General features: G+C 57.9%; 25 protein-coding genes and 1 riboswitch. Of the genes, 9 read left to right on the top strand and 16 right to left on the bottom strand.

Going from position 1 to position 23,392, the window contains the following annotated elements; translation table 11 throughout:
* The 8 genes from NW851_RS02485 to NW851_RS02450 all read right to left on the bottom strand — a co-directional run bounded on the left by NW851_RS02485 (position 1) and on the right by NW851_RS02450 (position 6,143).
* Positions 1 to 768, bottom strand: coding sequence for an ATP-binding cassette domain-containing protein (locus NW851_RS02485; RefSeq protein ID WP_414334499.1), 768 nt, complete (start codon positions 766 to 768; stop codon positions 1 to 3).
* Entirely contained in the window at positions 761 to 1,627 is an 867-nt protein-coding gene (locus NW851_RS02480; protein ID WP_414334500.1) for an alpha-D-ribose 1-methylphosphonate 5-phosphate C-P-lyase PhnJ, read from the bottom strand. Before NW851_RS02480 ends, NW851_RS02485 begins: the two co-directional genes overlap by 8 nt.
* Complete coding sequence (locus tag NW851_RS02475) at positions 1,617 to 2,633, bottom strand: carbon-phosphorus lyase complex subunit PhnI (protein ID WP_414334502.1); 1,017 nt, start codon at positions 2,631 to 2,633, stop codon at positions 1,617 to 1,619. The genes NW851_RS02480 and NW851_RS02475 overlap by 11 nt, the downstream gene beginning before the upstream one ends.
* Positions 2,633 to 3,175 (bottom strand): phosphonate C-P lyase system protein PhnH, encoded by a 543-nt coding sequence (phnH, locus tag NW851_RS02470; RefSeq protein ID WP_414336896.1) that lies wholly within the window; start codon positions 3,173 to 3,175, stop codon positions 2,633 to 2,635. Before phnH ends, NW851_RS02475 begins: the two co-directional genes overlap by 1 nt.
* On the bottom strand, positions 3,172 to 3,591 hold the full coding sequence (gene phnG / locus NW851_RS02465) for a phosphonate C-P lyase system protein PhnG (protein ID WP_414334505.1): 420 nt from the start codon (positions 3,589 to 3,591) through the stop codon (positions 3,172 to 3,174). The genes phnH and phnG overlap by 4 nt, the downstream gene beginning before the upstream one ends.
* Before the next feature lie 9 nt (positions 3,592 to 3,600).
* Positions 3,601 to 4,419 carry a phosphonate ABC transporter, permease protein PhnE gene (phnE, locus tag NW851_RS02460; RefSeq protein WP_414336894.1) on the bottom strand — a complete coding sequence of 273 codons (819 nt, stop codon included), beginning with the start codon at positions 4,417 to 4,419 and terminating at the stop codon, positions 3,601 to 3,603.
* On the bottom strand, positions 4,388 to 5,284 hold the full coding sequence (phnD, locus tag NW851_RS02455; RefSeq protein WP_414334509.1) for a phosphonate ABC transporter substrate-binding protein: 897 nt from the start codon (positions 5,282 to 5,284) through the stop codon (positions 4,388 to 4,390). Before phnD ends, phnE begins: the two co-directional genes overlap by 32 nt.
* 67 nt (positions 5,285 to 5,351) lie before the next feature.
* Positions 5,352 to 6,143: a phosphonate ABC transporter ATP-binding protein gene (locus NW851_RS02450; protein ID WP_414334510.1), complete on the bottom strand. Its 792-nt coding sequence runs from the start codon at positions 6,141 to 6,143 to the stop codon at positions 5,352 to 5,354.
* A 193-nt stretch (positions 6,144 to 6,336) separates the two neighbouring features.
* Here NW851_RS02450 and hisIE point away from each other — a divergent pair, with 193 nt between their 5' ends.
* The 3 genes from hisIE (at position 6,337) to NW851_RS02435 (ending at position 9,558) form a co-directional block, all read left to right on the top strand.
* Positions 6,337 to 7,032, top strand: a complete 696-nt coding sequence (gene hisIE / locus NW851_RS02445) for a bifunctional phosphoribosyl-AMP cyclohydrolase/phosphoribosyl-ATP diphosphatase HisIE (protein WP_414336892.1) — start codon at positions 6,337 to 6,339, stop codon at positions 7,030 to 7,032.
* Positions 6,992 to 7,678: a DUF1997 domain-containing protein gene (locus tag NW851_RS02440; RefSeq protein ID WP_414336891.1), complete on the top strand. Its 687-nt coding sequence runs from the start codon at positions 6,992 to 6,994 to the stop codon at positions 7,676 to 7,678. Before hisIE ends, NW851_RS02440 begins: the two co-directional genes overlap by 41 nt.
* Before the next feature lie 42 nt (positions 7,679 to 7,720).
* Positions 7,721 to 7,814: riboswitch (Fluoride riboswitch) on the top strand.
* Positions 7,815 to 7,932: 118 nt separating this feature from the next.
* A complete protein-coding gene (locus tag NW851_RS02435; RefSeq protein ID WP_414336889.1) occupies positions 7,933 to 9,558 on the top strand; it encodes a cation:proton antiporter in 1,626 nt (541 codons plus the stop codon).
* A gap of 75 nt (positions 9,559 to 9,633) precedes the next feature.
* On the opposite strand, the gene NW851_RS02430 is transcribed toward NW851_RS02435, so the two are convergent.
* Positions 9,634 to 10,017, bottom strand: a complete 384-nt coding sequence (locus NW851_RS02430) for a type II toxin-antitoxin system VapC family toxin (protein WP_414336209.1) — start codon at positions 10,015 to 10,017, stop codon at positions 9,634 to 9,636.
* Positions 10,014 to 10,250, bottom strand: a complete 237-nt coding sequence (locus tag NW851_RS02425) for a type II toxin-antitoxin system Phd/YefM family antitoxin (RefSeq protein WP_414336207.1) — start codon at positions 10,248 to 10,250, stop codon at positions 10,014 to 10,016. The genes NW851_RS02430 and NW851_RS02425 overlap by 4 nt, the downstream gene beginning before the upstream one ends.
* A 254-nt stretch (positions 10,251 to 10,504) precedes the next feature.
* Between NW851_RS02425 and NW851_RS02420 the strand changes: the two genes are divergently transcribed.
* The gene (locus NW851_RS02420) at positions 10,505 to 11,704 is read left to right on the top strand and encodes an MFS transporter (RefSeq protein WP_414336887.1); all 1,200 of its coding nucleotides are present in this window, start codon (positions 10,505 to 10,507) and stop codon (positions 11,702 to 11,704) included.
* On the opposite strand, the gene NW851_RS02415 is transcribed toward NW851_RS02420, so the two are convergent.
* From NW851_RS02415 to NW851_RS02395, 5 genes are all read right to left on the bottom strand, one after another.
* Entirely contained in the window at positions 11,655 to 12,725 is a 1,071-nt protein-coding gene (locus NW851_RS02415; protein WP_414336885.1) for an EAL domain-containing protein, read from the bottom strand. The genes NW851_RS02420 and NW851_RS02415 overlap by 50 nt on opposite strands.
* Before the next feature lie 150 nt (positions 12,726 to 12,875).
* On the bottom strand, positions 12,876 to 13,634 hold the full coding sequence (gene gloB / locus NW851_RS02410; RefSeq protein WP_414335175.1) for a hydroxyacylglutathione hydrolase: 759 nt from the start codon (positions 13,632 to 13,634) through the stop codon (positions 12,876 to 12,878).
* Between the two features lie 6 nt (positions 13,635 to 13,640).
* A complete protein-coding gene (locus tag NW851_RS02405; protein ID WP_414335177.1) occupies positions 13,641 to 13,904 on the bottom strand; it encodes a DUF3143 domain-containing protein in 264 nt (87 codons plus the stop codon).
* A 132-nt stretch (positions 13,905 to 14,036) separates the two neighbouring features.
* Entirely contained in the window at positions 14,037 to 14,453 is a 417-nt protein-coding gene (locus NW851_RS02400; RefSeq protein WP_414335178.1) for a J domain-containing protein, read from the bottom strand.
* Between the two features lie 115 nt (positions 14,454 to 14,568).
* A complete protein-coding gene (locus NW851_RS02395; protein ID WP_414335180.1) occupies positions 14,569 to 14,748 on the bottom strand; it encodes a 50S ribosomal protein L32 in 180 nt (59 codons plus the stop codon).
* Positions 14,749 to 15,062: 314 nt separating this feature from the next.
* On the opposite strand from NW851_RS02395, the gene NW851_RS02390 reads away from it, so the two are divergent.
* On the top strand, positions 15,063 to 16,115 hold the full coding sequence (locus NW851_RS02390; protein ID WP_414336882.1) for a CsgG/HfaB family protein: 1,053 nt from the start codon (positions 15,063 to 15,065) through the stop codon (positions 16,113 to 16,115).
* Between the two features lie 18 nt (positions 16,116 to 16,133).
* Here the strand turns inward: NW851_RS02390 and pruA are convergent, their stop codons facing one another.
* Positions 16,134 to 19,088 (bottom strand): L-glutamate gamma-semialdehyde dehydrogenase, encoded by a 2,955-nt coding sequence (gene pruA, locus NW851_RS02385; protein WP_414336880.1) that lies wholly within the window; start codon positions 19,086 to 19,088, stop codon positions 16,134 to 16,136.
* A gap of 169 nt (positions 19,089 to 19,257) precedes the next feature.
* Here pruA and NW851_RS02380 point away from each other — a divergent pair, with 169 nt between their 5' ends.
* From NW851_RS02380 to NW851_RS02365, 4 genes are all read left to right on the top strand, one after another.
* Positions 19,258 to 19,917, top strand: a complete 660-nt coding sequence (locus tag NW851_RS02380; RefSeq protein WP_414336878.1) for an SDR family oxidoreductase — start codon at positions 19,258 to 19,260, stop codon at positions 19,915 to 19,917.
* 88 nt (positions 19,918 to 20,005) lie between these two features.
* Positions 20,006 to 22,531 carry a dynamin family protein gene (locus NW851_RS02375; RefSeq protein ID WP_414336876.1) on the top strand — a complete coding sequence of 842 codons (2,526 nt, stop codon included), beginning with the start codon at positions 20,006 to 20,008 and terminating at the stop codon, positions 22,529 to 22,531.
* Positions 22,532 to 22,570: 39 nt separating this feature from the next.
* Positions 22,571 to 22,981: a KGK domain-containing protein gene (locus NW851_RS02370; protein WP_414336874.1), complete on the top strand. Its 411-nt coding sequence runs from the start codon at positions 22,571 to 22,573 to the stop codon at positions 22,979 to 22,981.
* A gap of 35 nt (positions 22,982 to 23,016) precedes the next feature.
* Positions 23,017 to 23,388: a KGK domain-containing protein gene (locus tag NW851_RS02365; protein ID WP_414335190.1), complete on the top strand. Its 372-nt coding sequence runs from the start codon at positions 23,017 to 23,019 to the stop codon at positions 23,386 to 23,388.
* Positions 23,389 to 23,392: the final 4 nt, after the last annotated feature.

The following is a 23,392-nucleotide window of genomic DNA, read 5'->3' as shown; positions in this document are numbered from 1 at the left end:
CTACAGCCTTGCGGCAACCAAATCCTGAGTAAAGGGGTGGCGGGGATCCTCCAGCACTTGGTCGGCGAGGCCTTCTTCTACCACCTCTCCTTGGTGCAAAACCACAATGCGATCCGCCAATGCCCGTACCACCGAGAGATCGTGGCTAACCAAAATCAGACTCATCCCCAACTGCCGCTTGAGGCGGCGTAGGGTGTCCAAGAAGGTTGCCTGCACCAGCAAATCTAAGCCAGTCGTTGGCTCGTCCAAGAGGATGGCCGTTGGCTCTTGAGCCAAGGCTTTGGCAATCTGCACCCGCTGCCGCTCCCCTCCCGAAAGGAAAGTAGGCGGATCCCCAGCCCGCTCCAGGGGGAAGTCTGCCCTCTCCAAAGCTGCCTGCGCTTCCTTTTGCAAAACCCCAAATCGTCGTTCCCCCTTGAGCACAAGGGGCTCAGCAACATTGGTTAGGGCGGCAAAGCCCATGCGCAGGGCCTGGGCAGCTTCTTGATAAACCATGGCCAAGTGGCGCCGCGCCGCAGGTCGCTCGTAGGGAGAAAGCGACAGCAGATTACACCCCTCCCAGCCGGGGATGTTGAGCCAGTATTCCCCTTGCGCCATCTCCTGGAGATAGAGAATTCTCAAAAGGGTGCTCTTGCCGCTGCCAGAAGCCCCCACCACCCCCAGCACCTCCTGAGGATAGAGCTTGAGGCTGACGTTCTTGAGGGCCCAGCGATCCCCGTAGGCTTTCCAAACCTTGACCAGTTCCAGCAAAGGCCTTTCTTCAACCATGCTGCTTCTCCCCAAATAAAGGCCCACTTTCTTTGCCAGCTAGGAGTTTTTCCATATAGCCCTGGTCGGAGATCTCGTAGGCCAAGCTGCCATCCTCCTGGGGAATGGCGTTGAGAAAGACGTGGCGGCAACCCGTGCGGCGGCAGGATCCCACAATGGGTTCCGGCTGGAAGGGTCGATCCACAAAGGCCAGAGGTTCTACCTGCGTGTAAGGGGGGACAGCGTAGATCCGCTTTTCCCGACCGGCGCCAAAGAGCGTGATGTGGGCTGCCTGGTGCAGCTTGGGCAGATCCCAGCGGGGCAGGGGACTGGGATCCATCACATAGCGGCCGTGCACCAGAACGGGATAGGCTGCTCCCTTGCGGCTGTGGCCGTAGTGCAAGTGTTCTTCAAACAGGTCCACCCAAAGCAGGCTGTAGTCCCCCAAGGCATGCAGCTCCCGCGCCTTGGCATCGGAAGGCTCCACGTAGCGCAGGGGCTCAGGGATCGGGACTTGCAGGATCAAGATTTGTCCTTCTTGCAGTCGCTCCTCCGGGATGCGGTGACGGCTTTGGATGAGGGTTGCTTCCAAAGCATCGGTGGTGGTTCGAGCTCCGCTGACGTGGGCAATGAAGCGGCGCAAGTTGGCAGCATTAACCGAGTCATCCGCTCCTTGGTCGATGACCTTCACCACATCTTCCGGCCCCACGAGGCTGAGGGTAAGCTGCAGGCCGCCCGTGCCCCAGCCGCGGGCTAGGGGCATCTCTCGGCTGGCAAAGGGAACTTGATATGCCGGTATGGCCAGAGCCTTGAGAACCTTGCGCCGAATTTCTCGCTTGGCTTCAGGATCCAAGTAGGCGTAGCTATGCTTAGGGTTCAAGAGCAGCCTCCTGATGGCTCATCCAATTGCTGAAGAACGTTACATAGTGAGGCAGTTTGTAGTGCAGGGCAAAGCCCGAAGCCTCCACGGGATCCGTGTGTACCAGAACAAACTCCTCGCTGCGGGCCGGATGGGTGGGGCGATCCATCTCCAAATCCAACATTGCGCCCGCGATAACCCGCCCCTCGTTCCAGCCCAAGCTGGCAGCAAAGCCTAAGCGGTATCCCTTCTCCCCATGCCCGACGACTTCTGCAAAGGCCAAGCGGATCCGCCCCAGGCGAAAGCTGCCTCCCCGCACCGGGTGGATAGCCCGCACCTCGAGATAGCCCACCCCCAACTCCGCCACTGTTGGGTGGGTGTGGACGTTGTAGGCCCGCATGGCGCTGTAGGCGAGGGCCAGGAGTCCTCCGGTGTCCCCTCGCGCCAAAGCTTGCAGGCGATGGGCTCTTGGCGCCGGAAACAGCAGCGGCTGCCGCGTTAGATCCGGGATCTCTTCCTCTAAGTCTTTCTCTGCCACTGGATCTTCTTCCAGCAGGCCTTGCTCTTTTAGCCAGGTTCGCACCGAAGGGTAGCGCTGGGGAGCAGCCGTGGTCTCTGGCTCCACCCCTTGGGTTCCGGAAAAACCCAGCAGACGCAGGCTGTAGTCGAGGGTGGGGCCGAGGACTTGGCCGCCGGGAATGCTCTTGAAGGCTGAAGAAAGCCGTCGCACCAGGAGCAAATCTTCTTTTTTCTGAAGCTGCGCTTTGCCCAGGCGAGGAAGGGTAGTTCGATGAGCTCGCAAAAGCAGCAGCGCTTCGTAGAGATCGCCCCCTGTCTGGGCCAAGGCCTCAGCAGCCAGCTCTGGAGCCCAGAGGCCAGCTTCCGCCATCACCTGATCCAAAAGATAGGGCAAGTAGCTGGCCAGGCCCTTACTCGACTGACCTGCCCCCCTCGGCAACAATTCGCGAAAAAGGGCTTCGGCATTGAGAATGGCCTCCTGACTGCCCCGCGCCACCACGTAGCCCATCAACCCACCTCCACACTTCGCGGTATGCCTACTACATGCTGCCCGTCGGTAAGCAAGATGTCCACTCCCAAAGGGTAGGCCGAGATCTGGGAGCGCAGCCGCCAAAAAGCAGGGGGCAAATCCACAGCCAAGCACACCTCCCCAGCAATGCCGGGGCCCCTGAAGACAAGAGGGGATCCCTGGCCCCAGCCAGTTCCCAGGATGAGAGTTGCCCCGCTCTCCGGCTCCAGGTAGGTGCCCCTCTTGAGAAGCGAGAGGGTTTCCCAACCGGCAGGCAAATCCGCCAGCCGCTCGGCAAAGACGAAGTCCGCCGCCTCCAAGGCCACAGGCCGGGGAGCCTGACCGCGCAGATCTAAGAGCAGCCAGTCTGGCGCCCAAACCCCCACATTCCCATCCACCAGGGTAATCGCAATGAGGCGGAAGGCTTGGCGCAGCGAGTGAGCTGGCAAGCGCCAAAGCCGGCCAGGGTAGCTCAGCGCCATCACCAAGGTTCGGAAGACCTGTTGGCTTTGCCGTTCGGCTGCGGGCATGGGCACGCTCATAGCGTCTCCACCTCCAAGCGCGTGGTGGCCACCTTGCGCCAGAGGCGCTCATCCTTCTCCTGGAGATGTTCCTGAGCTTCCAGGGCCAAGGCCTGGATCCGATCTTCAGCAATCCCCGCTTGCAACGCGGCATCCAGGTAAGCCAGGGAGCGGGCCAGGCGCGGCCGTTCCCCCAGCACTATTCCATAGCCTTCCACTCCCTTTCGGGGGAAGCGCAGCCAAACCTCGTAAACCAAGACTTCTCCCAGATAAAACGGCGTACCGCTGCGCGAGTCCTGGAAGGGGAGCAACAGCAGGCCCGCTCCTTCCTTCAGCTTCTGGCTAGCTCCCAGAGCGGGCCGTACCTCCCGCGCCAGAGCCACAACTGTCTTTTCGGGAGCCTCCTGCAGCAGCTCCAGGATTTCAAGAGCCTGCACCCTCACCTCCTATACCAGGGATTGGCGAATTCGCGCCGAGACCTTGTCGATTGTAAACACGGTTAGCAGGATGAGCAAAATGATGGTGGCGGCGTCCTGAAAGCGGAAGGCCCGCACCGTCTGCATCAGATCGAAGCCGATGCCACCAGCTCCCACCAAGCCCAAGACTGTTGCCGAGCGCACATTGACCTCAAACAGGTAGAGCGTCACCGAGTAGAAAGCTGGGGCCACCTGCGGCCAAAAGCCATAGACAAGAACCAGCAGAGGATGGGAGCCCGTAGCCCTCACGGCCTCCACCTGGCCCATATCCACCGTCTCAATGGCCTCGGAGAGCAACTTGCCTGCCACTCCAGCCGTGTGCAGCGTCAACGCCATGATCCCTGGGAGAGGCCCCAAGCCAATGGCAGCCACAAAAACCAGGGCCAAAACCAGCTCGTTGAGTCCCCTGAGGATATCCATCAGCCCGCGGACAGCCAGATAGACCACAGGAGAGCGGATGACATTTTTGGATCCCAGGAAGGCCAAGGGAAGCACAAGGAAGGTGGCCAGAAAAGTGCCCCAGAAAGCCATGATCAGGGTCTGGAGCAAAGAGTAAAGAAAAGCTGGCAGAAAGTGCAGGCTGGGCGGAAAGAAGCGAGCGACAAAGACAGCACTCCTCCCCAACCCAGCCAGCAACTTGACTGGTGAGATCTCAGCCGGCACCGCCGTCAGCAGGAGAGCCAGAAGGATCATCCCAACTAGGAGAACACCGAGGCGATCTCTCCGTTTGAGCTCTGCCGGTAAGGGGGGCAGTTTCTTAGAGTTGGCACTCAGGTTGCTTAAGAGCATTGTTAACCTTGCGGAAGGGATCATAATCTTTGTCGCTGGCCGGCTCAAAACCCTTGAGACCGCGAGCTTCTAGCCATTGCTTGCCTTCCGGTGTGTTCTCGTACTCTAGGTAGGCCGTGCGGATGGCTTCTTTGAGGTCTTCCGGCAGGTCTTTGCGGTAGGCCCAGGGAGAGGAAGGGATCGGATCGGACTTCCAGATCACCTCAAAATCTTCCAAACCCTTAATTTGGCCCTTCTTGGTGGCAATGCTGATCCCGGTATCCCAAGTCACCCCCACGGGAATGGTTCCCTGAGAGACTCCCAGGATAACCGACTCATGGTTGCCGGCAAAGGCAACTTGTTTAAAGTACTCCTTGGGCTTGATCTTGGCCTCTAGACAGAAGTAAGCCATGGGCACCTTGAAACCAGAAGTGCTCTCCGGGTCAACGAAAGCAAAATCTTTGCCCTTGGCAGCTTCTAGAGTTGTAATGCCACTGCCCTTCTTGGAAATCATCAGAGAGTGGTAAACAGTGCCCGAGCGAACAGAATCTTCCTTCACAAAGGCTTCGATGGGGGCATTGGCTTTTTCAATCGCATCGACGTAAGAGGCGGGCCCATAAAAAGCAACGTGGGTCTTCCCTTCCGCCTGGGAGAGCATCACAGCCGTGTAGTCACCAGCCACGAACAAACGCACCGGGATCCCCAATCTCTCTTTGAGGTAGTTCAGGAAAGGCGCATAGCGGGCTTCGTAATCAGCAGCACTCTCCACCGGCACTTCAGCAATGACCAGCTCCTCGGGCCAGTTCTGCTTCTGCGCCAACACCGGCACCCAACTGGCAAAGCCCAATAGGAAAGCCGCTAGAGCCAAAACCTTCCTTCTCCGCATGAGTATTCTCCTCTGCAGCTGACTTGAAATTGAAATTGATTGAAGTTGAGTTTGAGCTTACCTGTCCTCAAGCCGTCAAGGCTGAGGGCAACCCTCCGAGGGTTTGAGAGGCTTCCTCCTCCCCGAAGTAGAGATCCTTCTCTTTTTCAGGGGTGAGAGCCGAGACTGGCCCATCAAAGAAAACCTGCCCATCCTTGAAGGCAACAACTCGGTTGGCGTAATGGCGCACCATCTCCAGGTGATGCAGGGTCACTAGGAGCGGGATGCCTTGCCGACAAACCATTCCCAGCAGTAAATCCATGATCACCTGCGCATTTTTGGGATCCAAAGCCGAGATGGGTTCATCTGCCAGGATCAGCGCTGGCTCTTGGATCAAGGCGCGAGCAATGCCCACCCGCTGCTGCTGTCCCCCCGAAAGAGCATCGGCCCTCTGCCAGGCGTGCTCGAGAAGCCCCACCTCCTCCAGTAGCCTTTCTGCTTGGGCCAGATCTTGCTCCGAGAACTGCCGCAGCAAGCCCTGGGTAAGATTCAGGTGGGGCAGGCGCCCAATCAGGACGTTCTCCAAGACAGTCAGGCGGCCAATGAGCTGAAAAGTCTGGTAGATCATGCCCGTGCGCTTGCGCACCTGCTGTAGACCCTCTCCTCCGCCTTCGTGGAGGGGGAAAGAGCCAACCCAGACTTTTCCAACGCTGGGCCTAACCATTCCCTTCAGGAGCTTAAGGAGGGTGGACTTCCCAGCGCCAGAGGGGCCAATCAGGGCCACAACCTGGGCTCCATCGCCAAACAGGTCGAGACAAACCCCTCTTAGGGCAACTTTGTTTTTAAAGGTGACCCAGAGGTTTTCTACCCGGATGCGCATTGCTCTCCCTCGGCGCGTGAAAGCTCGGTATCAAACTTAGCAGCTTGACTTTAAGTCACAACTAAAACCAGGTTAAGCCCAGATTAAGATCCCCCTAGCGGCAACAAAAGCCGGGCTGGGCAGGAGGAGGTACCCTGGGGAGAGCTGGCTTTGCTATCTTGCTTTTTATGCTCTCTTTGGATTCCTGCCCTCTATGATTGCTGCCTCGGACTCCATCCCTTCAGCGGATCCGCCCCGCGCTCTTCTGCCGGAGGGGATCGCTCATCTAGACAGCCTCCGCTACAACGAACAGGGTTTGATCCCGGCCATTGTGCAGGACTACCTGGACGGGACGGTGCTGATGATGGCCTGGATGAACCGGGAATCGCTGCAGAAAACGCTGGAGACAGGCCGCACCTGGTTCTGGAGCCGCTCCCGCCAGGCGTTCTGGCCCAAGGGGGAAACTTCTGGCCATGTGCAGTGGGTCAAACAAATCCGCTACGACTGCGACAGCGACGCGCTGGTCATTTTGGCGGAGCAGGTGGGAGATGCGGCCTGCCACACAGGAGCGCGGAGCTGCTTCTTCCGCACTCTCCCAGAGAAGGAAGGGGATCCCATCCCGGCCGCCGATACCCTGTCGCAGGTGTTTGCCGTGATCAAGGCCCGCCAGGCGGATCCCCGTCCCGATTCCTACACCAGCAGCCTGCTGGCCAAGGGAGACAACGCCATCCTGAAAAAACTCGGCGAGGAGACGGCTGAAGTGGTGATGGCGGCAAAGGAGGGGGACAAGACCGCCCTGGCCCGCGAGGTGGCGGATCTCTGGTACCACTGCCTCGTGGCTCTTGCTCACTATCAGGTGGATATTCGGGATGTCTATCGCCAACTCCAAGCCCGTCGTTCCCCTCAGTGAAGGGGCTCTGTCCGAAGAGGGGGAGCCGCCTTTGGAGGAGATGGATCACCCCCCACCGTTAGATCAACCGATAGCCAAGATCCACTTGGATTTGCAGGCTGGGCGACGGGGCCAAGTGGATCTGGAGACCGATCGGGAGACTTTGGCCCGTTACCTGCGCGGCCATAGCCAGTGGATCCAGCGCTGCTTCCGGCCACTCCAGGTGGAGCCTCTCTCCGCCGACACCTACAAGCTGCAGTTTTTCCGCATGGGCGGGCTGGGGTTTGAGCTGGAGCCCTGCTTTGGGGTGAAGATCTGGCCGGAGGAAGATTACCTGTTTCGGCTGACTTCGACTGAGCTGCCGGGGGAGGCCGCCCTGCCCTATCGGGTAGATTGCCAGGCCAGTTTCCGGCTGGAGGAGCTACCGGGATCCCCTGCCACTACCCGCGTCCACTGGGATCTTCATCTCGATATCCGGCTGCATTTGCCCAAGTTTTTGCAAGTCCTGCCGCGCAAGTTGGTTCAGAGAGTGGGCAGCCAGGTGGTGCAGCAGGTTACCCGCAGCCTTAGCGATCGCTTTACCCACAATGTCTGCAGCGATTTCTATGGCTCCATTGGCCGTCCCCATCACTCCTATCGCTTGGTTGCGGTGGAAGATGGGGCGTGATACCCTATGGGTCAACGTGAGTGAGTTGTCGGTCAGCTTGCTCCGGCAACCGGTGATGGGGTTCACCGTAACCGCCTCAGGCAGGTTCTAAGAATTCTCTAAATCCAAGGCTGAGGCTGATGACTCCTACTCTTCTGGGCAGATCCAGGGGGTGGGAGTCTTTGATCTTGGGTTACCACCCCACAGCCCCCAAGGCTCTACTTCCCTCTGGGCTGCCCTTCACCATCCGGACGGCAAAGAGAGAGGTTTTGTTGATGCTGGGCAGTTGGCTGTGGATCTTAGGGATGGGCTTTTTTGTCGGCCAGATTGGGGGCCGGCTGGGGATGCCGCCACTAGTGGGGATGATTCTGGTCGGGATCCTGTTGCAAGAGGTCTTGTCCCCAGAGCTGTTGGCGGCAGCCGGGGATCTGCGCCTAGTGGCCGTCACGATCATCCTCATGAAGGCGGGCCTGGGGCTGGATTGGGAAAAGCTGGCCCAGCAGGGATCCGTGGCCCTGCGCCTGGGGTTTTTGCCGGCAGCCTGTGAGGCGGTGGCAGTGGCGCTCTTGAGCCGCTGGATCCTGGGGCTGGACTGGGGGACGGGGCTGCTTTTGGGCTGCGTGCTCGGGGCGGAGTCGCCGGCGGTGATTGTGCCAGGGATGCTGCGCCTCAAGAGCCTGGGCTGGGGGGTGGCCAAAGGGATCCCGGACGCCATTTTGACCGGCAGCGCCCTTTCCGATGTGCTGCTGTTGCTGGGCTTTAGCCTGTTGCTGAGCTTTTTGGGGCAGGGATCTGCCCAGAGCCTTCGCCTGCAGTGGCTGCCGTTCCAGGTGGGGATGGAGATCCTGCTGGGGGTGGCGGTGGGCTACCTGGGGGCGCGGGTTTTGGTGGCCCTCTTGGTACAGCAGAACTGGACTCGCAACAGCACGCAAGAGGTGCTGCTGGCGGCCTGCCTGGCGCTGGGCTTGGTGCTGGCGTCGCAGGTGTGGCCCTATTTTTCCGGCTACCTGGCGGTGATGGCCCTAGGGTTTTTCCTCGTCCAACTGGATGGGCCGCTGGCGCGGCGGCTGCGGCTTGGGTTCGACGCCCTCTGGACGGTGGCGGAGATTGTGCTGTTTGTCCTGCTGGGGGCCTCTTTGGATCTGCAGGTACTGGGATCCCTGCTCTTGCCCGGTTTGCTGCTTTTGACCCTGAGCCTGCTGTTGGGCCGAGGCTTGGGCTGGTGGCTTTCCACCCTGGGGAGCAACTGGAACTGGCGGGAGCGGCTCTTTTTGCTGCCGGGCAACATGGCCAAAGCCACGGTGCAGGCGGCCATCGGCGGCATCCCCTTAGCCCAGGGGATCCCCGGCGGGGAGACAATCCTCGCCCTAGCGGCCCTGTCGATTTTGACCACAGCACCCCTAGGGGCCTGGCTAACCCAGGTTTTTGCCCCTCGCCTATTGGAAAAGGGAGAAGTGGATCCCACCAAGGTGGGCAGCCAGGGTAAGGTGAGCTTCTTGGCCGCTGTGGATACCTCTCCCTTGGCTGAGGCGGTGCTGCGCAAGGCAGCGGATCTGGCGCGGCGGGTGGATGGGGAAGTGATTGTGCTCCATGTTACCGATGAGCCCCAGGGGAAGGGGGTGGAAGCGTTGCGGCAGCTTGCCCAGCGTCTTTTGGCGGATATTCGCCACGAATTTTGCCTGGCTTCTGGCCCCCTGGCGGAGACCATCGTGGATGTGGCCCAGGAGCGGCAGGTTACCGACATAGTCATGGGCAAGCGGGGCCACCGCCCCTGGGAGCAAGTGTTGGTGGGATCCACTTCCCAAGCAGTGTTGGAGACCAGCTCCATTCCGGTGATTTTGGTAGAGGAAGAGGATTTTGGAAAGAGAGGGATCCCCATTCTCGAAGGCGAAAAAAGCTGATGATCCTCCTTTTTCTCTGGCTGAGTTCTCTATTTAGGTTCATTGATTCGCAATCTCATTGGAATAGCTGCAATACTACATAGTATCGACCGGGTAGGCGCGAATGGCTGCATCTACTGTTGCAATGGTCAATCCATTTTGTAGAGCTTGGCAGATAAGGATTCTGTCGAACGGATCCCGGTGTAGTAGCGGAAGCTTAGCTAGTTGAGCTACACTATCCTCATCAAGGTCAAGACTGGCAATTTGATGTAGGTTTCTTTGTTTGGGTAAGTAAGTTGCAGGATGCTCCGGCAAAGGTAGCTTGCCCAACTGGTGTTTAACAGTGGCTTCCCAGATTGAGATTACGCTCAGGTAAACCTGATTGTTTGCATCGCGAATTGCGTCTCGAAGATGCTCTGAAAGTCGATTGCTACCGCTGATAAACCATAAAAAGATATGTGTATCTAGAAGAATTCTCATTGGCTCTCAAATGCGTTGAGAACATCTTCTGGCAAAGGAGCGTCGAAATCATCTGGAACGACAAATTCACCCGCACACAGACCAAACGGGCGTAACCGCTGACTACTGGAGATAGGTCTGAGCTCAGCGATAGGCTTGCCCGACTTAACAATGACAAGAGTTTTACCCGTCTCCACTTGATGAAGGTACTTTAGGGGATCACGTTGAATTTCATCAACAGTTACAATTGACATCGACTTAGCTCATCTAACTCACTATACTCAAGATACTCAATGGGCAAGCAATCTCTCAAAACTCGATCACCTGAAGCCATCTGGGTAAAAATCCTTGACTAACTGGCTTGATTTGTCCTTCAGCAAAGATGCAAGCCTCCCCATCGAAGTCAAAACCTCGCTCCTCAGCCGCCTACCTTAGAGTACCAGGTACTACACCATGTTCCGCATCAACAGCAATAGCCTAGATCTGACTCAACGCCGAGGAGCTGCTTATGTCCGATTTCCCTTCTGCGTGGCGCTTTATTGTTTTGCTGGGGATCGTCAGCCTCTGCGCCGACGCCACCTACGAGGGGGCCCGCAGCATCTCCGGAGCTTTTTTGGGATCCCTGGGGGCCAGCGGCACGGTGGTGGGCCTGGTGGCCGGCGGGGGGGAGCTGCTGGCCTATGGGCTGCGCCTGGGCGTGGGCTACTGGAGCGACCGGCTCAGTAGGGATCCCGTGCACCGCAGTCGAGGGCAGTGGCAGCTCACCACCCTGGGCTATGTCCTCAACACGGCGGTGATCCCCGCTCTGGCCTGGGTGAGCAGTTGGCCTGGGGCTGCTTTGCTTTTGCTGGCCGAGCGCCTGGGCAAAGGGATCCGCACCCCGCCACGGGACCTGTTGCTCTCCCATGCGGCGCTGCAGGTGGGCCAGGGCATTGGGTTTGGCCTGCACGAGACCTTGGATCAAATTGGGGCGGTGGGAGGGCCGCTGCTAGTGGCAGGAATGGTTGCCGCCGGCTACGGGTTCCAAGGCGCATTCTTGGCCTTGGGGATCCCGGCGGCCCTGGGGCTGGGGGTGCTGGGGCTGGCCCAATGGCTGTATCCCACCCCGCGCGACTTTGAGCCGGAGCCGGAAACCGCTCCAGCAAAAGGCTTTTCCAGGGTCTTTTGGCTCTATCTCACAGCAGCGGCCTGTGTGGCCATGGGGTTTGCCGACTTTTCCCTCATTGCCCTGCACCTGCAGCAGCAGCACGGAAGCGAAGGAGCCATTGGGATCCCCTTGCTCTACGCCCTGGCCATGGGGGTGGATGCCCTAGCCGCCCTGGGCTGGGGCTGGCTATTCGACCGCATTGGGCTGGGGAGCCTGTTGGGGGCGGTGGTCCTGTCTGCCGGTTTTGCGCCGCTGGCCTTTTCCGGCAGCTACGGGCTGACGGTGGTGGGCATGCTGCTCTGGGGGATTGGCCTGGGCGCCCAGGAATCGGTCATGAAGGCAGCAGTAGCCGGCATGGTGGCCCCTGAGACAAGAGGCTTTGCCTTTGGGCTGTTTACCAGCATCTACGGCCTGGCCTGGTTTTTGGGCAGCGCCCTGATGGGGGTGCTCTACGATCTCTTTCTCCCCGCTTTGGTCATCTTCTCGGTAGCCGCTCAAGCCGCGGGGGCAGCTATCCTCTTGGTCTTAATCCTAAGGGGACAGGCTGGGGCCGGGCGATGAAAAAGCCCTGCACCAGATCTACGCCGCGGTCGCGCACCCACTGCAGCTCTCCTGCCGTTTCGATCCCTTCCGCCAGGGTAGTGATCCTCAGCTTTTGAGCCAGCTCCAGCAGTTTCTCGGCAATCACCGCCTTATAGGGATCCCAATCGACGCCGCGAATGAGCTCCCTATCCAGCTTGATGAGATCCGGCTGCACCTGGTGCAACAGGTTCAGGGATCCGTAGCCGGCGCCCAGGTCATCCAGCGCCACCCGAAAGCCCGCCTGCCGATAGAAGCGCAAAATCCGCTGCAAGTGGTTCAAATCGGGGCTGCGGTCGGATTCGTTGACCTCAAACACCACCCGCTGGGGCGGGATCCCGGCGCGGCTGATGGCCCAGACGGTGGAGCGCAGGCAAAAGGCCGGGTCGTAGATAGCCGTAGGGCTGAAGTTGATGAAGAGATCCCCTTGTAAGCGGTGCTGGGTGGCCGCGGCAATGGCCGTGCGGCGGGCGGCCAAGTCCAAGTGGTAGAGCAGCCCGGCCTCGCGGGCCATGGCAAAGAGCAAGCCCGGCCCAATCACCTTGCCCTCTTTGTCCAACCCCCGCACCAGCGCCTCGTGGCCCACCACACAAGTGGGATCCTGCGCCCGGACAATGGGCTGAAAGTAGGTGGTGAGACGGTCTTCCTTCAACACTTCCAACAAAAGCCCAGCTTGGGTGCGGTGGAACAACTGCAGCAGCGACTCCACCCGGGCGCAATCTTGCCAGCAGGGATCCCTATCTCCGGCCAAAAACAGGGCGCGGCTGGCCCGTATCTCTTCTTGCGAGAGAATATCAGCCATTGTCTCCAGGGTCTTCTTAAGGGCTCCCTGGGCAATGGCAACAACTAGGCCAAGGTCTTCTAAAACTTGCACGGGAACCTCTGTCTTGGCCTCCAGAGCCCGCCAGAGCTTCTGGTGGGTATGAGGAGTGGGCAGCCAGAGAAACAAGCGCCCTGGCTCTTGCAGAAAGGCGGGCAGAGCTGGGCAGTCAGGACGAGACATGGGGGTTCAGGAAATGGCCAGATAGGCTCACCGAGGTTATCTATCTTACTTAGCAGTATGTCCTGCCTTCCCGAAAAAAGAAGCCAATCTTACAGAAAGCTAACTGGGGATCCCCCTCAAAACTCGGCCCTGTTGGCGTTCCAGCAAGCTTCAAAACTGATCCTTCATACCCCGCAGCCGCGCAAAAACCCGCACCGGATCTTGAACGCCGGTGGCCGCCTGCAGAGCCGGCTGATCCCAGCGCAAAAAAGGATTGGTGCGGCGCTCTTCGCCAATGGTGCTGGGCACCGTCGGGGATCCCGCCTGGCGCAGCGCCACCACCTGCTGATAGCGCGCCTGCAAGTCGGGGTTGTCGCCATCTACCGTCAAGGCAAACTTGAGGTTGTTCAAGGTGTATTCGTGGGCACACCACACCCGCGTCGGTTCAGGTAACTGGCGCAGTTGATCCAGGGATCCCAGCATTTGCTCTGGGGTGCCCTCAAAGAGCCGCCCGCATCCCCCAGCAAACAGAGTATCGCCGCAGAAGAGATCCCCGCTTTCGGGGAAGTAGTAGGCAACATGTCCCCGCGTATGGCCGGGCACAAACAGCACCTTCGCCTGCCGGCCCGCAAATTCCACCGTCTCTCCCGCCTGCAGCTCCACCCTCTGGCCAGGGATCCGCCCTCGATCCACCTGGCTGCCGTAGACGACGGCGCGGGGGTAGCGGGCCACAAGTTGCAGGTTGCCCCCCACATGGTCGTGGTGGTGGTGGGTGTTGAAGATGGCCACCAGCTCCGCCCCCAGCTCGGCCAATTTGTCCAGCACGGGCTCGGCCACTGCCGGATCCACCACTGCTGCCGTTGCCGTCTCGGGATCGTAGAGCAGATAGATGTAGTTGTCGCGCAGGGCAGGCAGTTGCAGAATGCGCATGGCCGGCTAGTCCTCAAAAATGGCCTGTTCTACATCCTGGCGGCTGAGGGAGTAGGGGAAAGACAGGGTTTTCGTGTTGCCATCCGGGTAGGTGTAGCGCACCCAGATGCTGGTCTCTTCTAGGCGCAGGCAGGCTTTCCAGCCCGGCCGCTCGCAAAACCATTGCTCCACATCCTTTGGGTCGCGGGTGCAGCCTTGCTCCTCCAGCCAGCGTTCGATGGCGTGGAGCGGGTGATTGTAGAGAGGTGTGGTGGCAGGGGGCAAAGGCATGGTGAGATTCAAACGCGCGCAGAGAAGCCGTCAAACTAGACAAAAGTTAACAGCCTATTCCATTCAAGCACTTGATCCGTGGGAGGCTCCGAGCGCTTTGTCTGAACCTCATCCCCAAGCAACCGGAGTTGGTTAGCCCACCCCGCCCTCCCGTAGCCAGGCCAAAGCAACCGCCAACACCAAACACGCCACGAAGGTGGATCCCATCAGCAGCAGGGCACAGAGCTCGCCCGCCGAGAGAGGCCGGGTTTCCATGCGCAGCTCGAGAGAATCCAGATCTGAGGATCCCGTTATACTGAGGGAGCCCATGTTGGTCGTCATCGCCCGCAAGCTGGCATCGTAGATGGCCCGTTTTGCCGGGTTGCTGAGCACGAGATAAGCTTCCTGCAGCTCTTGGAAGCAGCGAATGGCCACTTCCGGGGCCAGGGGGGAAGTGTCGGGGTGGTAGCGTTTGCTCAACTGCCGATAGGCCCGCCGAATGGCCTCAGGAGATGCCCCTGGAGACAGGCCCAACCGTTGGTAGTAGGTGAGGGAAGTCAACGAGCGCATGCAAGCTGATCTCGACTAAGTGAGACGGTGGGGACAGCAGAACGCTTCTCCAAGGAGCTGAGCTTTGATCCAGTGTAATCACTTGGCCAGCCGTCGGGATCCCCTGAGCATGGCTCTATTCTTCTTCCTCTTCTTCCGACTTGGCTTTGGGGTAGTAGAAGCCGGTGTTGCGACCGCTCAAAATTGAACGCCCAATGGTCATTGCCCGCTGGGCCTGGAGCTTGGCTTTGCCCAGCCAAACGGCATACCGCCTGCGACTGCGGGCTTTCGAGGTTTTCTTCTTAGGAACAGCCATAGCTTGTACAAGAACACAGCCTTACTAGGCTAGCACTGAGCTTGCACCGTCGATCCCGGCTTTGTTTCGTCAAGTAGTCTATTAGCAGTTGACTCCAGAGAGAGCGAGCATCTCCGCACAATAGGGTTGAGATGGGTCAACTCTTCTACGCAAACCTTCTCAATCCCTTTTCCCGGCAGCCTTGGAGTCGATAGAGTATGGGACATCTTCTGGAACAGGCGGCCAGGTGATATCGGTCACCCCCCGGAAGCTCTTTTGGGTGCAAGCTAAGAATGGACTGTGGCCACTTCCTCGATCCAGGAGATCGCTCAACCATGCGCAACCTCTTTTCCATCTTGTTGTTCGGGATCCCGCTGCTGAGCTTGGGTTGGACGGGGATCCCAGTGGCTGCCCAATCCACCAATCCGGAGCTGTGCCAGAAGTTTCCCCAAGACCTTCGCTGCAATCTCTCTGCCCCCAGCCAGGTAGGACAAGCGCCTCAACCCAGCACTCGCCCGCGCGTTGCGGTTTTGGATTTTGATTTCAGCAGCCTCAGCAATTCCTACAGCCTGCGCGAGGCTTCCCGGGGGGTGAGCGATCTGCTGGTGGATCGGCTGGTGAGAGATGGCACTTTTTCTGTTATCGAGCGCTCGCGGCTAGACGCGATCTTGGCCGAGCAGAACTTGGGGCTATCGGGGCGGTTGGATGCCAACACCGCCGCTCAGGTGGGCCGGATCCTCGGGGTCGATGCGGTGATCCTCGGCAGTGTTACCCAGTTCGATGTGTCGGTGCGCCGTTCCGGCGGTGGGGCGCCGGTCTTAACCCCCTTCGGCAGCTTTCCGCTGGCGGTGGGGGCCGAGTCGGTGGATGCCGATGCCAACGTGCAGCTCAATGCCCGCCTGGTGAGCACCAGCACGGCCGAGATCTTGGCCGTGGTCGAGGGCCGGGGCAACGCCAGCCAGTCGGATAGCACGGTCACGGTTGCCGGCTTTGGCGGGGGATCCGCCACCAGCAACGAAGAAAAGCTGCTGGTTTTGGCCAGCCAGCAGGCGGTGGAGCAAATTGCCCAGCAGTTGGCCGGTTTTGCCAGTCGCTTGGCGGCCCAGCCCCGCTCTTTGCCGACCATCGATGCCTTGGTGGCGGATGTCTACGGCAATCAGGTGATCTTGAACAAAGGCAGCCGCGACGGCTATCGCGTGGGCCTGATCCTTTCTGTGGAGCGCGTCGTTCGCGAGGTTAAGGATCCGGCCACAGGAGCAGTCCTGCGCAAATTGACCGAGCCAGCCGGCCAAATTCAACTGACAGAGGTGGATCAGGGATCCAGTGTGGGCCGCATTCTCAGCGGCACAGGCTTTAAGGTGGGAGATGTAGCCAAGCCTCTCCAGTAAACTCCCAACGCTCTATCTTCAAGACCCTTCAATCGGGGCAAAGCCCTGGCGTTGAATATTTTCGGTAACGGTGCGCGGCTCCAGAAATTGCAGCAGGTAGTCGGGGCCACCGGCTTTGGATCCCACGCCGGAGAGCTTGAAGCCGCCAAAGGGCTGCCGCTCGACCAAAGCGCCGGTGATCTCGCGGTTGATGTAGAGGTTGCCGACAGCAAAGTCTTGGCGGGCCTGTTGGATGTGGGAAGGAGTGCGGCTGTAGACGCCGCCGGTGAGAGCGTAGGGAGTGGCATTGGCCAGCTCCAGGGCAGAGGAGAAATCCGCTGCCGCAATCACCGCCAGAACCGGTCCAAACAGCTCCCGCTGTGCCAGTTCCGATTGGGGATCCACCTGGCTAAACACCGTGGGGCCGACGAAGTAGCCTTTTTCCGGCACGGGCAGGCTGAGTTCCAAGCGGGCGTAGGCTTGGGCCGCTTGAATGGCCTGTTGCAGGCGGGCTTGGGCCTCGGCATCGATCACCGGGCCGACCTGGGTGCTAGGATGAGCCGGATCCCCCACGTTTAACGACCGCACCGCCTCGATCAACCGCCCCAAGAACAGGTCGTGGATCGACTGCAAGACAATGGCCCGCGAGCAGGCGGAGCATTTTTGGCCACTGTAGCCAAAAGCAGAGTTAACCACCCCCTTCACCGCCAGATCCAGGTCGGCGCTTTCATCCACAAGGATGGCGTTTTTGCCGCCCATCTCGGCAATCACCCGCTTGATGTGGTGCTGTCCCGGTTGCAATTGCGCCGCCTGGGCAAGGATCTGGCAGCCCACCGCCTGGGATCCAGTGAAGGCAATCAAATGTACCCGTGGATCTTGCACCAGGAGAGGGCCGATCTCTTCCCCAACTCCTGGCAGAAATTGAAAGACGCCTTCCGGGATCCCGGCTTCGGCGAGGGCCTTGAGGATGAAGCCTGCCAGCTTGGCGGCGACCAGCGAAGATTGCTCTGCCGGCTTGAGGAGCACGCAATTTCCAGCCACCAAAGCCGCCATCGCCATGCCACAGGGGATGGAGAGAGGAAAGTTCCAAGGGGCGATCACCACCGCCACACCGCGGGGCTGGTAGTGGTAATGGTTGGTTTCGCCGGGCAGGTTGCACGCCCGTCCTCGATCCAGAGCCTCCATCTGCTGGGCGTAGTAGCGGCAGAAGTCGATGGCCTCTGAAATCTCCCCATCGGCCTGGGCGATGGGCTTGCCCACCTCCAGCACCATCCAGGCGGCCAGCTCTGCCCGTTGAGCCTCGATTTGCTCCGCCACCCGCCGCAGGATCCCCGCCCTCACGGCCACAGGCGTGCGCCGCCAGCGGGGAAAGCTGGCCTGGGCCGCCCGCAGGGCTTGCTCCACCTGTGCGGGACTGGCCAACCCAATCTCACCCACCACTTGCTCGGGATCGGCAGGGTTTAAAGAAGGAATAGACTGTCGGGTTGGGCGATATTCTCCGGCAATCCAGGGCTGAACTGTCTGGCCCAGTTGCGTTTGAACTTTTTGCAGGGCCTGAAAAAAGGGATCCCGCTGCTGGGGCTGGCTGAAATCCGTATCGGCAGCCGCGACAAACGAGAGGGAAGGTGGCTGAAACATGGATCCCTCCTCCAAGACAGGGGGGGCCAACAACTGTTCGGCGTCGTAGCCCTGGACACTTTGCCGCAGGAAGGACGTGTTGGCGGTATTTTCCAGCAAACGCCGAATCAGATAAGCCATGCCCGGCAGCAGCTCTCCATAGGGACAGTACACCCGCACCCGCTGTCCCTTCTGCACCAGGGCCTTGGCCAAGGGGTCGGCCATGCCGTAGAGCACCTGCAGCTCAAAAGCAGACTGAGGGACCTCCAGCGCCTGGGCGATGGCAATGGCTTTGGCCTGAGAACGCACATTGTGGCTGGCAATGGCGGCACGCAGATGGGTGTGGTGCTCTAACAAAAGCTGGGTCAGGCGCTCAAAATTGGCGTCGGTGGCGGCTTTGTCGTTGTAAACCGGCTGCGGCCAGTGCTTTTGCGCCGCCAGGATGGTCTCTTGATCCCAGTAGGCGCCCTTGACCAGGCGCACCGTCACCGGGGATCCCCGCTCTTTGGCCCAGGCGATCAGGTTTTGCAAATCGGTGTAGCTATCCCGCAGGTAGGCTTGTAGGGTCAGGCCAATGTCGGTGCGGCTGCGGAACTCCGGCTCCAGCAGCAGCTCCTGTAAAATGGCCAGGGTAAGGGATTTGTAGCGGTACTGCTCCATATCAAAGTGGATCCCGACTCCCAGGGCCTCGCCCCGGCGCAACAGGATGCGGATCCGTTCTCCCACCTTGGCTTTGGCCCCTGCCGGGTCGATGGGGTCGAACTGGGAATAGAAGGCCGTCAGCTTCACCGACACTTGGGGCATAGGCTGCGGCTGCGGCCAGGTTTTGACCACCTTTGCCAATTGCTCCATCGCCTGTAGGTAGCGCTCCAGGTAGGATTGGGCTTCGGCTTCGGTGAGGACGGCTTCCCCCAGCAAATCCAGGGTAAAAGCCATGCCTTGGCGGTGCAGAGTTTCCAGCGTTTGGCTCACCTGCTGCAGGGTTTCTCCGGCAATGTAGCGACGGGCCAGGGCTTCTACAGCAGCGGTGAGGGTGCTGGCGGCCAACTGTCCAGGCAGAGAATGGGGGTCGGCAAAGTTGAGTAGGTTTTTCAGTATCCCCGGCAACTCTACTGCCGGATCCAAGAGATACTCTTGAAGATGGCGAGCCATCTCTGCTTTGCTTTTCAGGCTGGGCAAAACATCGATCAAGCGGAACAACTGGGTGCGCAAATGGGGGTTCTCCATCGCCCAGGCCAGCAGCCTGTCCTCCCAACGCAGTTGATCCCGCCATTGGGCCAGCAGGGATCTCCCCTCGCCCCGAAGGGAATTCAACAGAGACTGGGCAAGTGCTTGGGTTTGAGCCTCATAGGCGAGAGGAGCAGCTTGGGCAACCATAGGGCAATCGGAAGTAGAGCTGGCGGGATCCCACTATCCTGTCACGGGCGGGATTGAGCCTGAGCTAGATTTTGATAAAGATGATAGTTTCGACGGCCCTAACAGGGCCACTGCGGGGCCTTAAACACCACGAGCAAAATAGTTAAAACCATTTGGATACAGGAGAGCTATGCGGGCTTTTGTTGCAGGGGCTACGGGAGAAACGGGGCGGCGCATCGTCAAAGAGTTGGTGGGCCGCGGCATCCCGGTACGGGCGCTGGTGCGCAGCCGCGAGCTGGCCGCACAGGTTCTGCCCCCCGAAGCGGAAGTGGTGGTGGGAGATGTGCTGGACCCGGCCACGCTAAGGGCCGGCATGGAGGGATGTACGGTGGTGCTCTGTGCTACAGGAGCTAGGCCCAGTTGGGATCCCTTTCTGCCTTACCGAGTGGATTATGAAGGCACCAAGAACTTAGTGGATGTGGCCAAAGCCCAAGGGATCCAACACTTTGTTTTGATTTCTTCTCTGTGCGTGTCCCAGTTGTTCCACCCCCTCAACCTGTTTTGGCTGATCTTGGTGTGGAAAAAACGAGCCGAAGAATACTTGCAAAACAGCGGCCTCACCTACACCATCATTCGGCCAGGGGGCCTGAAAAACCAGGACAACGAGGATGGCATTGTCCTCTCCCAAGCTGACACTCTCTTCGAGGGCAGCATCCCTCGCCTCAAAGTAGCTCAAGTGGCTGTTGAAAGCCTATTTCAGCCGGCAGCAAAAAACCGCATCTTCGAGATCATCGCTAAGCCCGGCGTTCCCAGGCGGGAGTGGAGTGACCTCTTTGCCCTAGAAGGATAGGGCCCCGTCGGAAGAAAAGTAGTATAGGGATCTCACGCCCGAGGCTGAGGGCGTTATAATCTCCCCAGCCCTAGCGGAGGTCCCCGAGATGGCTGTGCAACTCTTGCCTCAGTGTGAGAACTTACGGGAGCATGTTGAAACGATTCTAAACCTTTGGCAGCAGGATCCCACGCTCTCAGCAAAGCAAGATACAACCCGAGTTCAGGCTTCACTGAGCAAGGCTATTTCCCCAACTTTTGAGATTGTCTTTGCCGGTGCTTTTAGCGCTGGCAAGTCGATGCTGATCAACGCCTTGTTAGAAAGGGAGCTTCTCTATAGCGCTGAAGGACACGCCACAGGGACAGAGTGCTACATCTCCTATGCAGAGCCTGACGCCGAGAGGGTAGTACTCACCTTCCTCAGCGAGCGGCAGGTGCAGGAACAGATGGCTGCCTTCTGCACTCGCTTGGGCTTAGCCCTACCCAGCGGCAACAACCTAGAGGAAGTCACCCTCAATCGCCTAAAAGAGCAGGCTGAGGCCATTGTTCAGCAGGAGGGCGGCAAAAGTAAGTCGGAACGAGCAAAGCAGGCAGATGCGCTGCGCTTATTAATTGAAGGTTTCCAGCAAAACCGCGCCAGAATTCACCCAACCGAAAACAGAGTATTTTCGATGGAACAGCTTAACCTTGGCAACCTAAGAGAAGCGGCCAGTTTTGCGCGGCGCGGTGCCAATAGTGCAGTTCTGCGGAAGATTGAGTACTACTGCCATCATCCTCTATTAGAAGACGGAAACGTTATTGTCGATACCCCTGGAATTGATGCTCCGGTTAAAGCGGATGCCGAGCGCACCTATCAAAAAATTGCCGATCCAAACACTTCCGCAGTTGTCTGTGTCCTCAAGTGTGCTACAACAGGTGAGCTGACTAAAGAAGAAACAGAACTCATTGAGCACATCCAAAGTAGCGAAAGTATTCGCGATCGAGTTTTTTATGTGTTCAACCGCATTGATGAAACTTGGTACAACTCCCAGCTAAGGCAGAGATTAGAGACCATCATTGACCAGCAGTTTCGTCAAGCCCGCCTATTTAAAACTAGTGCCCTGCTTGGCTTCTACGGCTCGCAGATCAGGGAAACGACTCGAGAAACAAGGTTTGGTCTGGATACCATTTTTGCAGAAAGTATAAAAGAGCTAGGTGGCAGAGAGCAGACACCTCAATTTATTAGCGAATTTGTCAAGTACTGTAGCTCCTCAGGCAGGCTTGTGGGATCCCCCTTCCGCCCTTCGGTGCACGGCTATGAGACTCCTATCGATAACTACGTTCGAATTCTAAGCGAGTGGGGCAAGCCCTTGATTGAGTACATGATCAAAGATAGCGGCATAGAAGAATTTCTCAGTGGGATTACTCGCTATCTGAAGGAAGAAAAGCGCCCGCAGTTGTTTATAGCTCTTGCCGATGACCTGCAGCCTCTGTGTATTGAGCTCAGAAAATCCTACCTAGATCTTTATGGAGACCTAGACAGCCAACCCAGAGAAGTCGATAGCATGATTGCCCATGAGTTAATGCTTATTAATCAGCAGTTGAATAGGATTGGTCAAGAGTTTGATGAACACATTCAAACTATGGTTAGTGAAATTATCGACGGAACGGATAAAGAGTTTGAGTATGACTTCCGAAGGCTGCAGGCCAAGATGGTGCGTAGGCTGGATGAGCTTCTGGACACATTCTCAATAGATAGTGCCTATAGCCAAGCTGTTCGCATCCACCACCGTAACTCCACAGCTCCCTTTTTGGCTGTGCTGGTTGAGGCCCTTTACTACCTATCGAATCACCTAGAGGATATACTGGTCGAGTCTGCCACCACAGTTGTGGAGAACTCCTTCCGGCGGATTATCGATCGGGTACGCAGTGCAGACTACTACAAGCAGTTGTTTCGCCTACTGGGATCCGACGGTGATCTAGAGAAAAAACTACTAGAGGTTAAGGAAAAAGTTTGCACTGCATTAGTCAGCGGCGCTCGAAAAGAGTGCGATCGGTATCTAAGAGAAAGTCCTCGCTTCTATGACGAGGGCACTTTCTCCATTTACCAGTTCCGGGAAGTTTTAAAGCAAACATCTCAGTCCTACGATATTTCCGCTATTCGAGATGCGGAGCCGGGGATCCGGCAATTGCTGAAGCTTGACTTTGAGCCCAAAGTCAGCCAGACAATACGCTCTAACTTCCGGCAAGAAACCAACAATACCCTCAAGACTCAGCTCTTGCCCGTTGCTAAGGAAGTGGCTGATGAAATTCTGCAAAAGTATCCCGAAGCAAAGCAATTTATGGAAGCGACACTTAGAAAGGAAGCAGAAGAAAGAATTACCTTAAACCAACAGCGTCTAAGGGATCTAGAAGCAAAGATCGATAGCTACAACCAAGCCGTTTCTGGGATTAACCTATGCTTACAGGCTATGGGCCTAGGTCGTGAACTTTTGCCCTCGATTTCTTTACTGAAACCTTCTTCGACCGGTGAATTAGCTGACAGCTCAGCAGGTTCTTCCGAGCAGCCAGCGAGCGAAAGTGAGCCGAGTGATGAGATCTCTGACTTAGGTAAGATTTTCCCCGAGCTGGACAGCATACTTGACGATCTGAGATAAAGCAGTTTGTTTCTCCCTACTATTTGAGGAGGTGAAGTTTTGTTGCCTAAGTCCCTGCCCTTGCAGCAATACTTAGAAGGGATCCTCTCTGTAGGGGAGAAAACTTTCAAGGTTGCTAGCCTGGTCAAAGCTGCCCAAGAGGATTTGGCCAAAAAGGAAGAGCTCAATCGCTTGTTTATTGCAGCCTTGAGATCCTCGGGGATCCTCCCACCGGAAAACCTGATTAGTATTGCCAGTAGCCTTCTTGCCACTAAACCCGAAGAAAAGCTACTGCAAGAAACCAAGTGGTTTGATCAGGGCCTGACCTGTCAGCTCTTGGTGCCGGGTAAGAAGGAGTGGGAGAAAGGCAGGGTCAGATTGCGGATCACTGTAGAGTTTGAGCCAGAGCGTACGGGCTCAGAAAGTAGTGATGGATCCCCTCTAGATGACCTTCGCACAGACAAGGAGTAGCTTAAGTTAGCGGGATGCATTAGGAGGCTGGGTCAGTGTCAAGCAACGATCAACCTCAAGATCGCCAAGATCGCTTTGTCGAGATAGATGCTTCTCCAAACACCGTCGTTGATATAGGAGGAGGCCTGATCTACTCAAAAGAGTTTATTTGGGCTTGCTTGCAAAGTGCTTATGATAACTTTGGATCTCGTTTATTCGACAAACTTAGAGCCAAAAACATTTCTGGCTCGGTCAATTTTTACCAAATAACTGATGCGAGAGGGATCCCTGCTAAACTTTTACGTCCTAGCTTGCCATGGGTTGATGGCAGAGTTAGGGTAAGGCTAATAGTTGAGTTTGAGCCAGAAGATCCAGGATCAGCAAGCGATGGATCTTCTCTGGATGACCTTCGAAAGGATGCCGATTAGCCAG

Origin of the sequence: Synechococcus sp. H55.7, assembly GCF_047462395.1 — a bacterium.
In the GTDB taxonomy this organism is placed as follows: domain Bacteria; phylum Cyanobacteriota; class Cyanobacteriia; order Thermostichales; family Thermostichaceae; genus Thermostichus.
This window is presented reverse-complemented; position numbering and strand designations above follow the sequence as displayed.

Excerpts from the sequence above, each read along its gene's own strand:
- NW851_RS02485 (WP_414334499.1), bottom strand. The coding sequence starts at position 768 with ATGGTTGAAGAAAGGCCTTTGCTGGAACTGGTCAAGGTTTGGAAAGCC.
- NW851_RS02475 (WP_414334502.1), bottom strand. The coding sequence starts at position 2,633 with ATGGGCTACGTGGTGGCGCGGGGCAGTCAGGAGGCCATTCTCAATGCC.
- phnH (WP_414336896.1), bottom strand. The coding sequence starts at position 3,175 with ATGAGCGTGCCCATGCCCGCAGCCGAACGGCAAAGCCAACAGGTCTTC.
- phnE (WP_414336894.1), bottom strand. The coding sequence starts at position 4,419 with ATGCTCTTAAGCAACCTGAGTGCCAACTCTAAGAAACTGCCCCCCTTA.
- phnD (WP_414334509.1), bottom strand. The coding sequence starts at position 5,284 with ATGCGGAGAAGGAAGGTTTTGGCTCTAGCGGCTTTCCTATTGGGCTTT.
- NW851_RS02450 (WP_414334510.1), bottom strand. The coding sequence starts at position 6,143 with ATGCGCATCCGGGTAGAAAACCTCTGGGTCACCTTTAAAAACAAAGTT.
- hisIE (WP_414336892.1), top strand. The coding sequence starts at position 6,337 with ATGATTGCTGCCTCGGACTCCATCCCTTCAGCGGATCCGCCCCGCGCT.
- NW851_RS02440 (WP_414336891.1), top strand. The coding sequence starts at position 6,992 with ATGTCTATCGCCAACTCCAAGCCCGTCGTTCCCCTCAGTGAAGGGGCT.
- NW851_RS02435 (WP_414336889.1), top strand. The coding sequence starts at position 7,933 with ATGCTGGGCAGTTGGCTGTGGATCTTAGGGATGGGCTTTTTTGTCGGC.
- NW851_RS02430 (WP_414336209.1), bottom strand. The coding sequence starts at position 10,017 with ATGAGAATTCTTCTAGATACACATATCTTTTTATGGTTTATCAGCGGT.
- NW851_RS02425 (WP_414336207.1), bottom strand. The coding sequence starts at position 10,250 with ATGTCAATTGTAACTGTTGATGAAATTCAACGTGATCCCCTAAAGTAC.
- NW851_RS02420 (WP_414336887.1), top strand. The coding sequence starts at position 10,505 with ATGTCCGATTTCCCTTCTGCGTGGCGCTTTATTGTTTTGCTGGGGATC.
- NW851_RS02415 (WP_414336885.1), bottom strand. The coding sequence starts at position 12,725 with ATGTCTCGTCCTGACTGCCCAGCTCTGCCCGCCTTTCTGCAAGAGCCA.
- gloB (WP_414335175.1), bottom strand. The coding sequence starts at position 13,634 with ATGCGCATTCTGCAACTGCCTGCCCTGCGCGACAACTACATCTATCTG.
- NW851_RS02405 (WP_414335177.1), bottom strand. The coding sequence starts at position 13,904 with ATGCCTTTGCCCCCTGCCACCACACCTCTCTACAATCACCCGCTCCAC.
- NW851_RS02400 (WP_414335178.1), bottom strand. The coding sequence starts at position 14,453 with ATGCGCTCGTTGACTTCCCTCACCTACTACCAACGGTTGGGCCTGTCT.
- NW851_RS02395 (WP_414335180.1), bottom strand. The coding sequence starts at position 14,748 with ATGGCTGTTCCTAAGAAGAAAACCTCGAAAGCCCGCAGTCGCAGGCGG.
- NW851_RS02390 (WP_414336882.1), top strand. The coding sequence starts at position 15,063 with ATGCGCAACCTCTTTTCCATCTTGTTGTTCGGGATCCCGCTGCTGAGC.
- pruA (WP_414336880.1), bottom strand. The coding sequence starts at position 19,088 with ATGGTTGCCCAAGCTGCTCCTCTCGCCTATGAGGCTCAAACCCAAGCA.
- NW851_RS02380 (WP_414336878.1), top strand. The coding sequence starts at position 19,258 with ATGCGGGCTTTTGTTGCAGGGGCTACGGGAGAAACGGGGCGGCGCATC.
- NW851_RS02375 (WP_414336876.1), top strand. The coding sequence starts at position 20,006 with ATGGCTGTGCAACTCTTGCCTCAGTGTGAGAACTTACGGGAGCATGTT.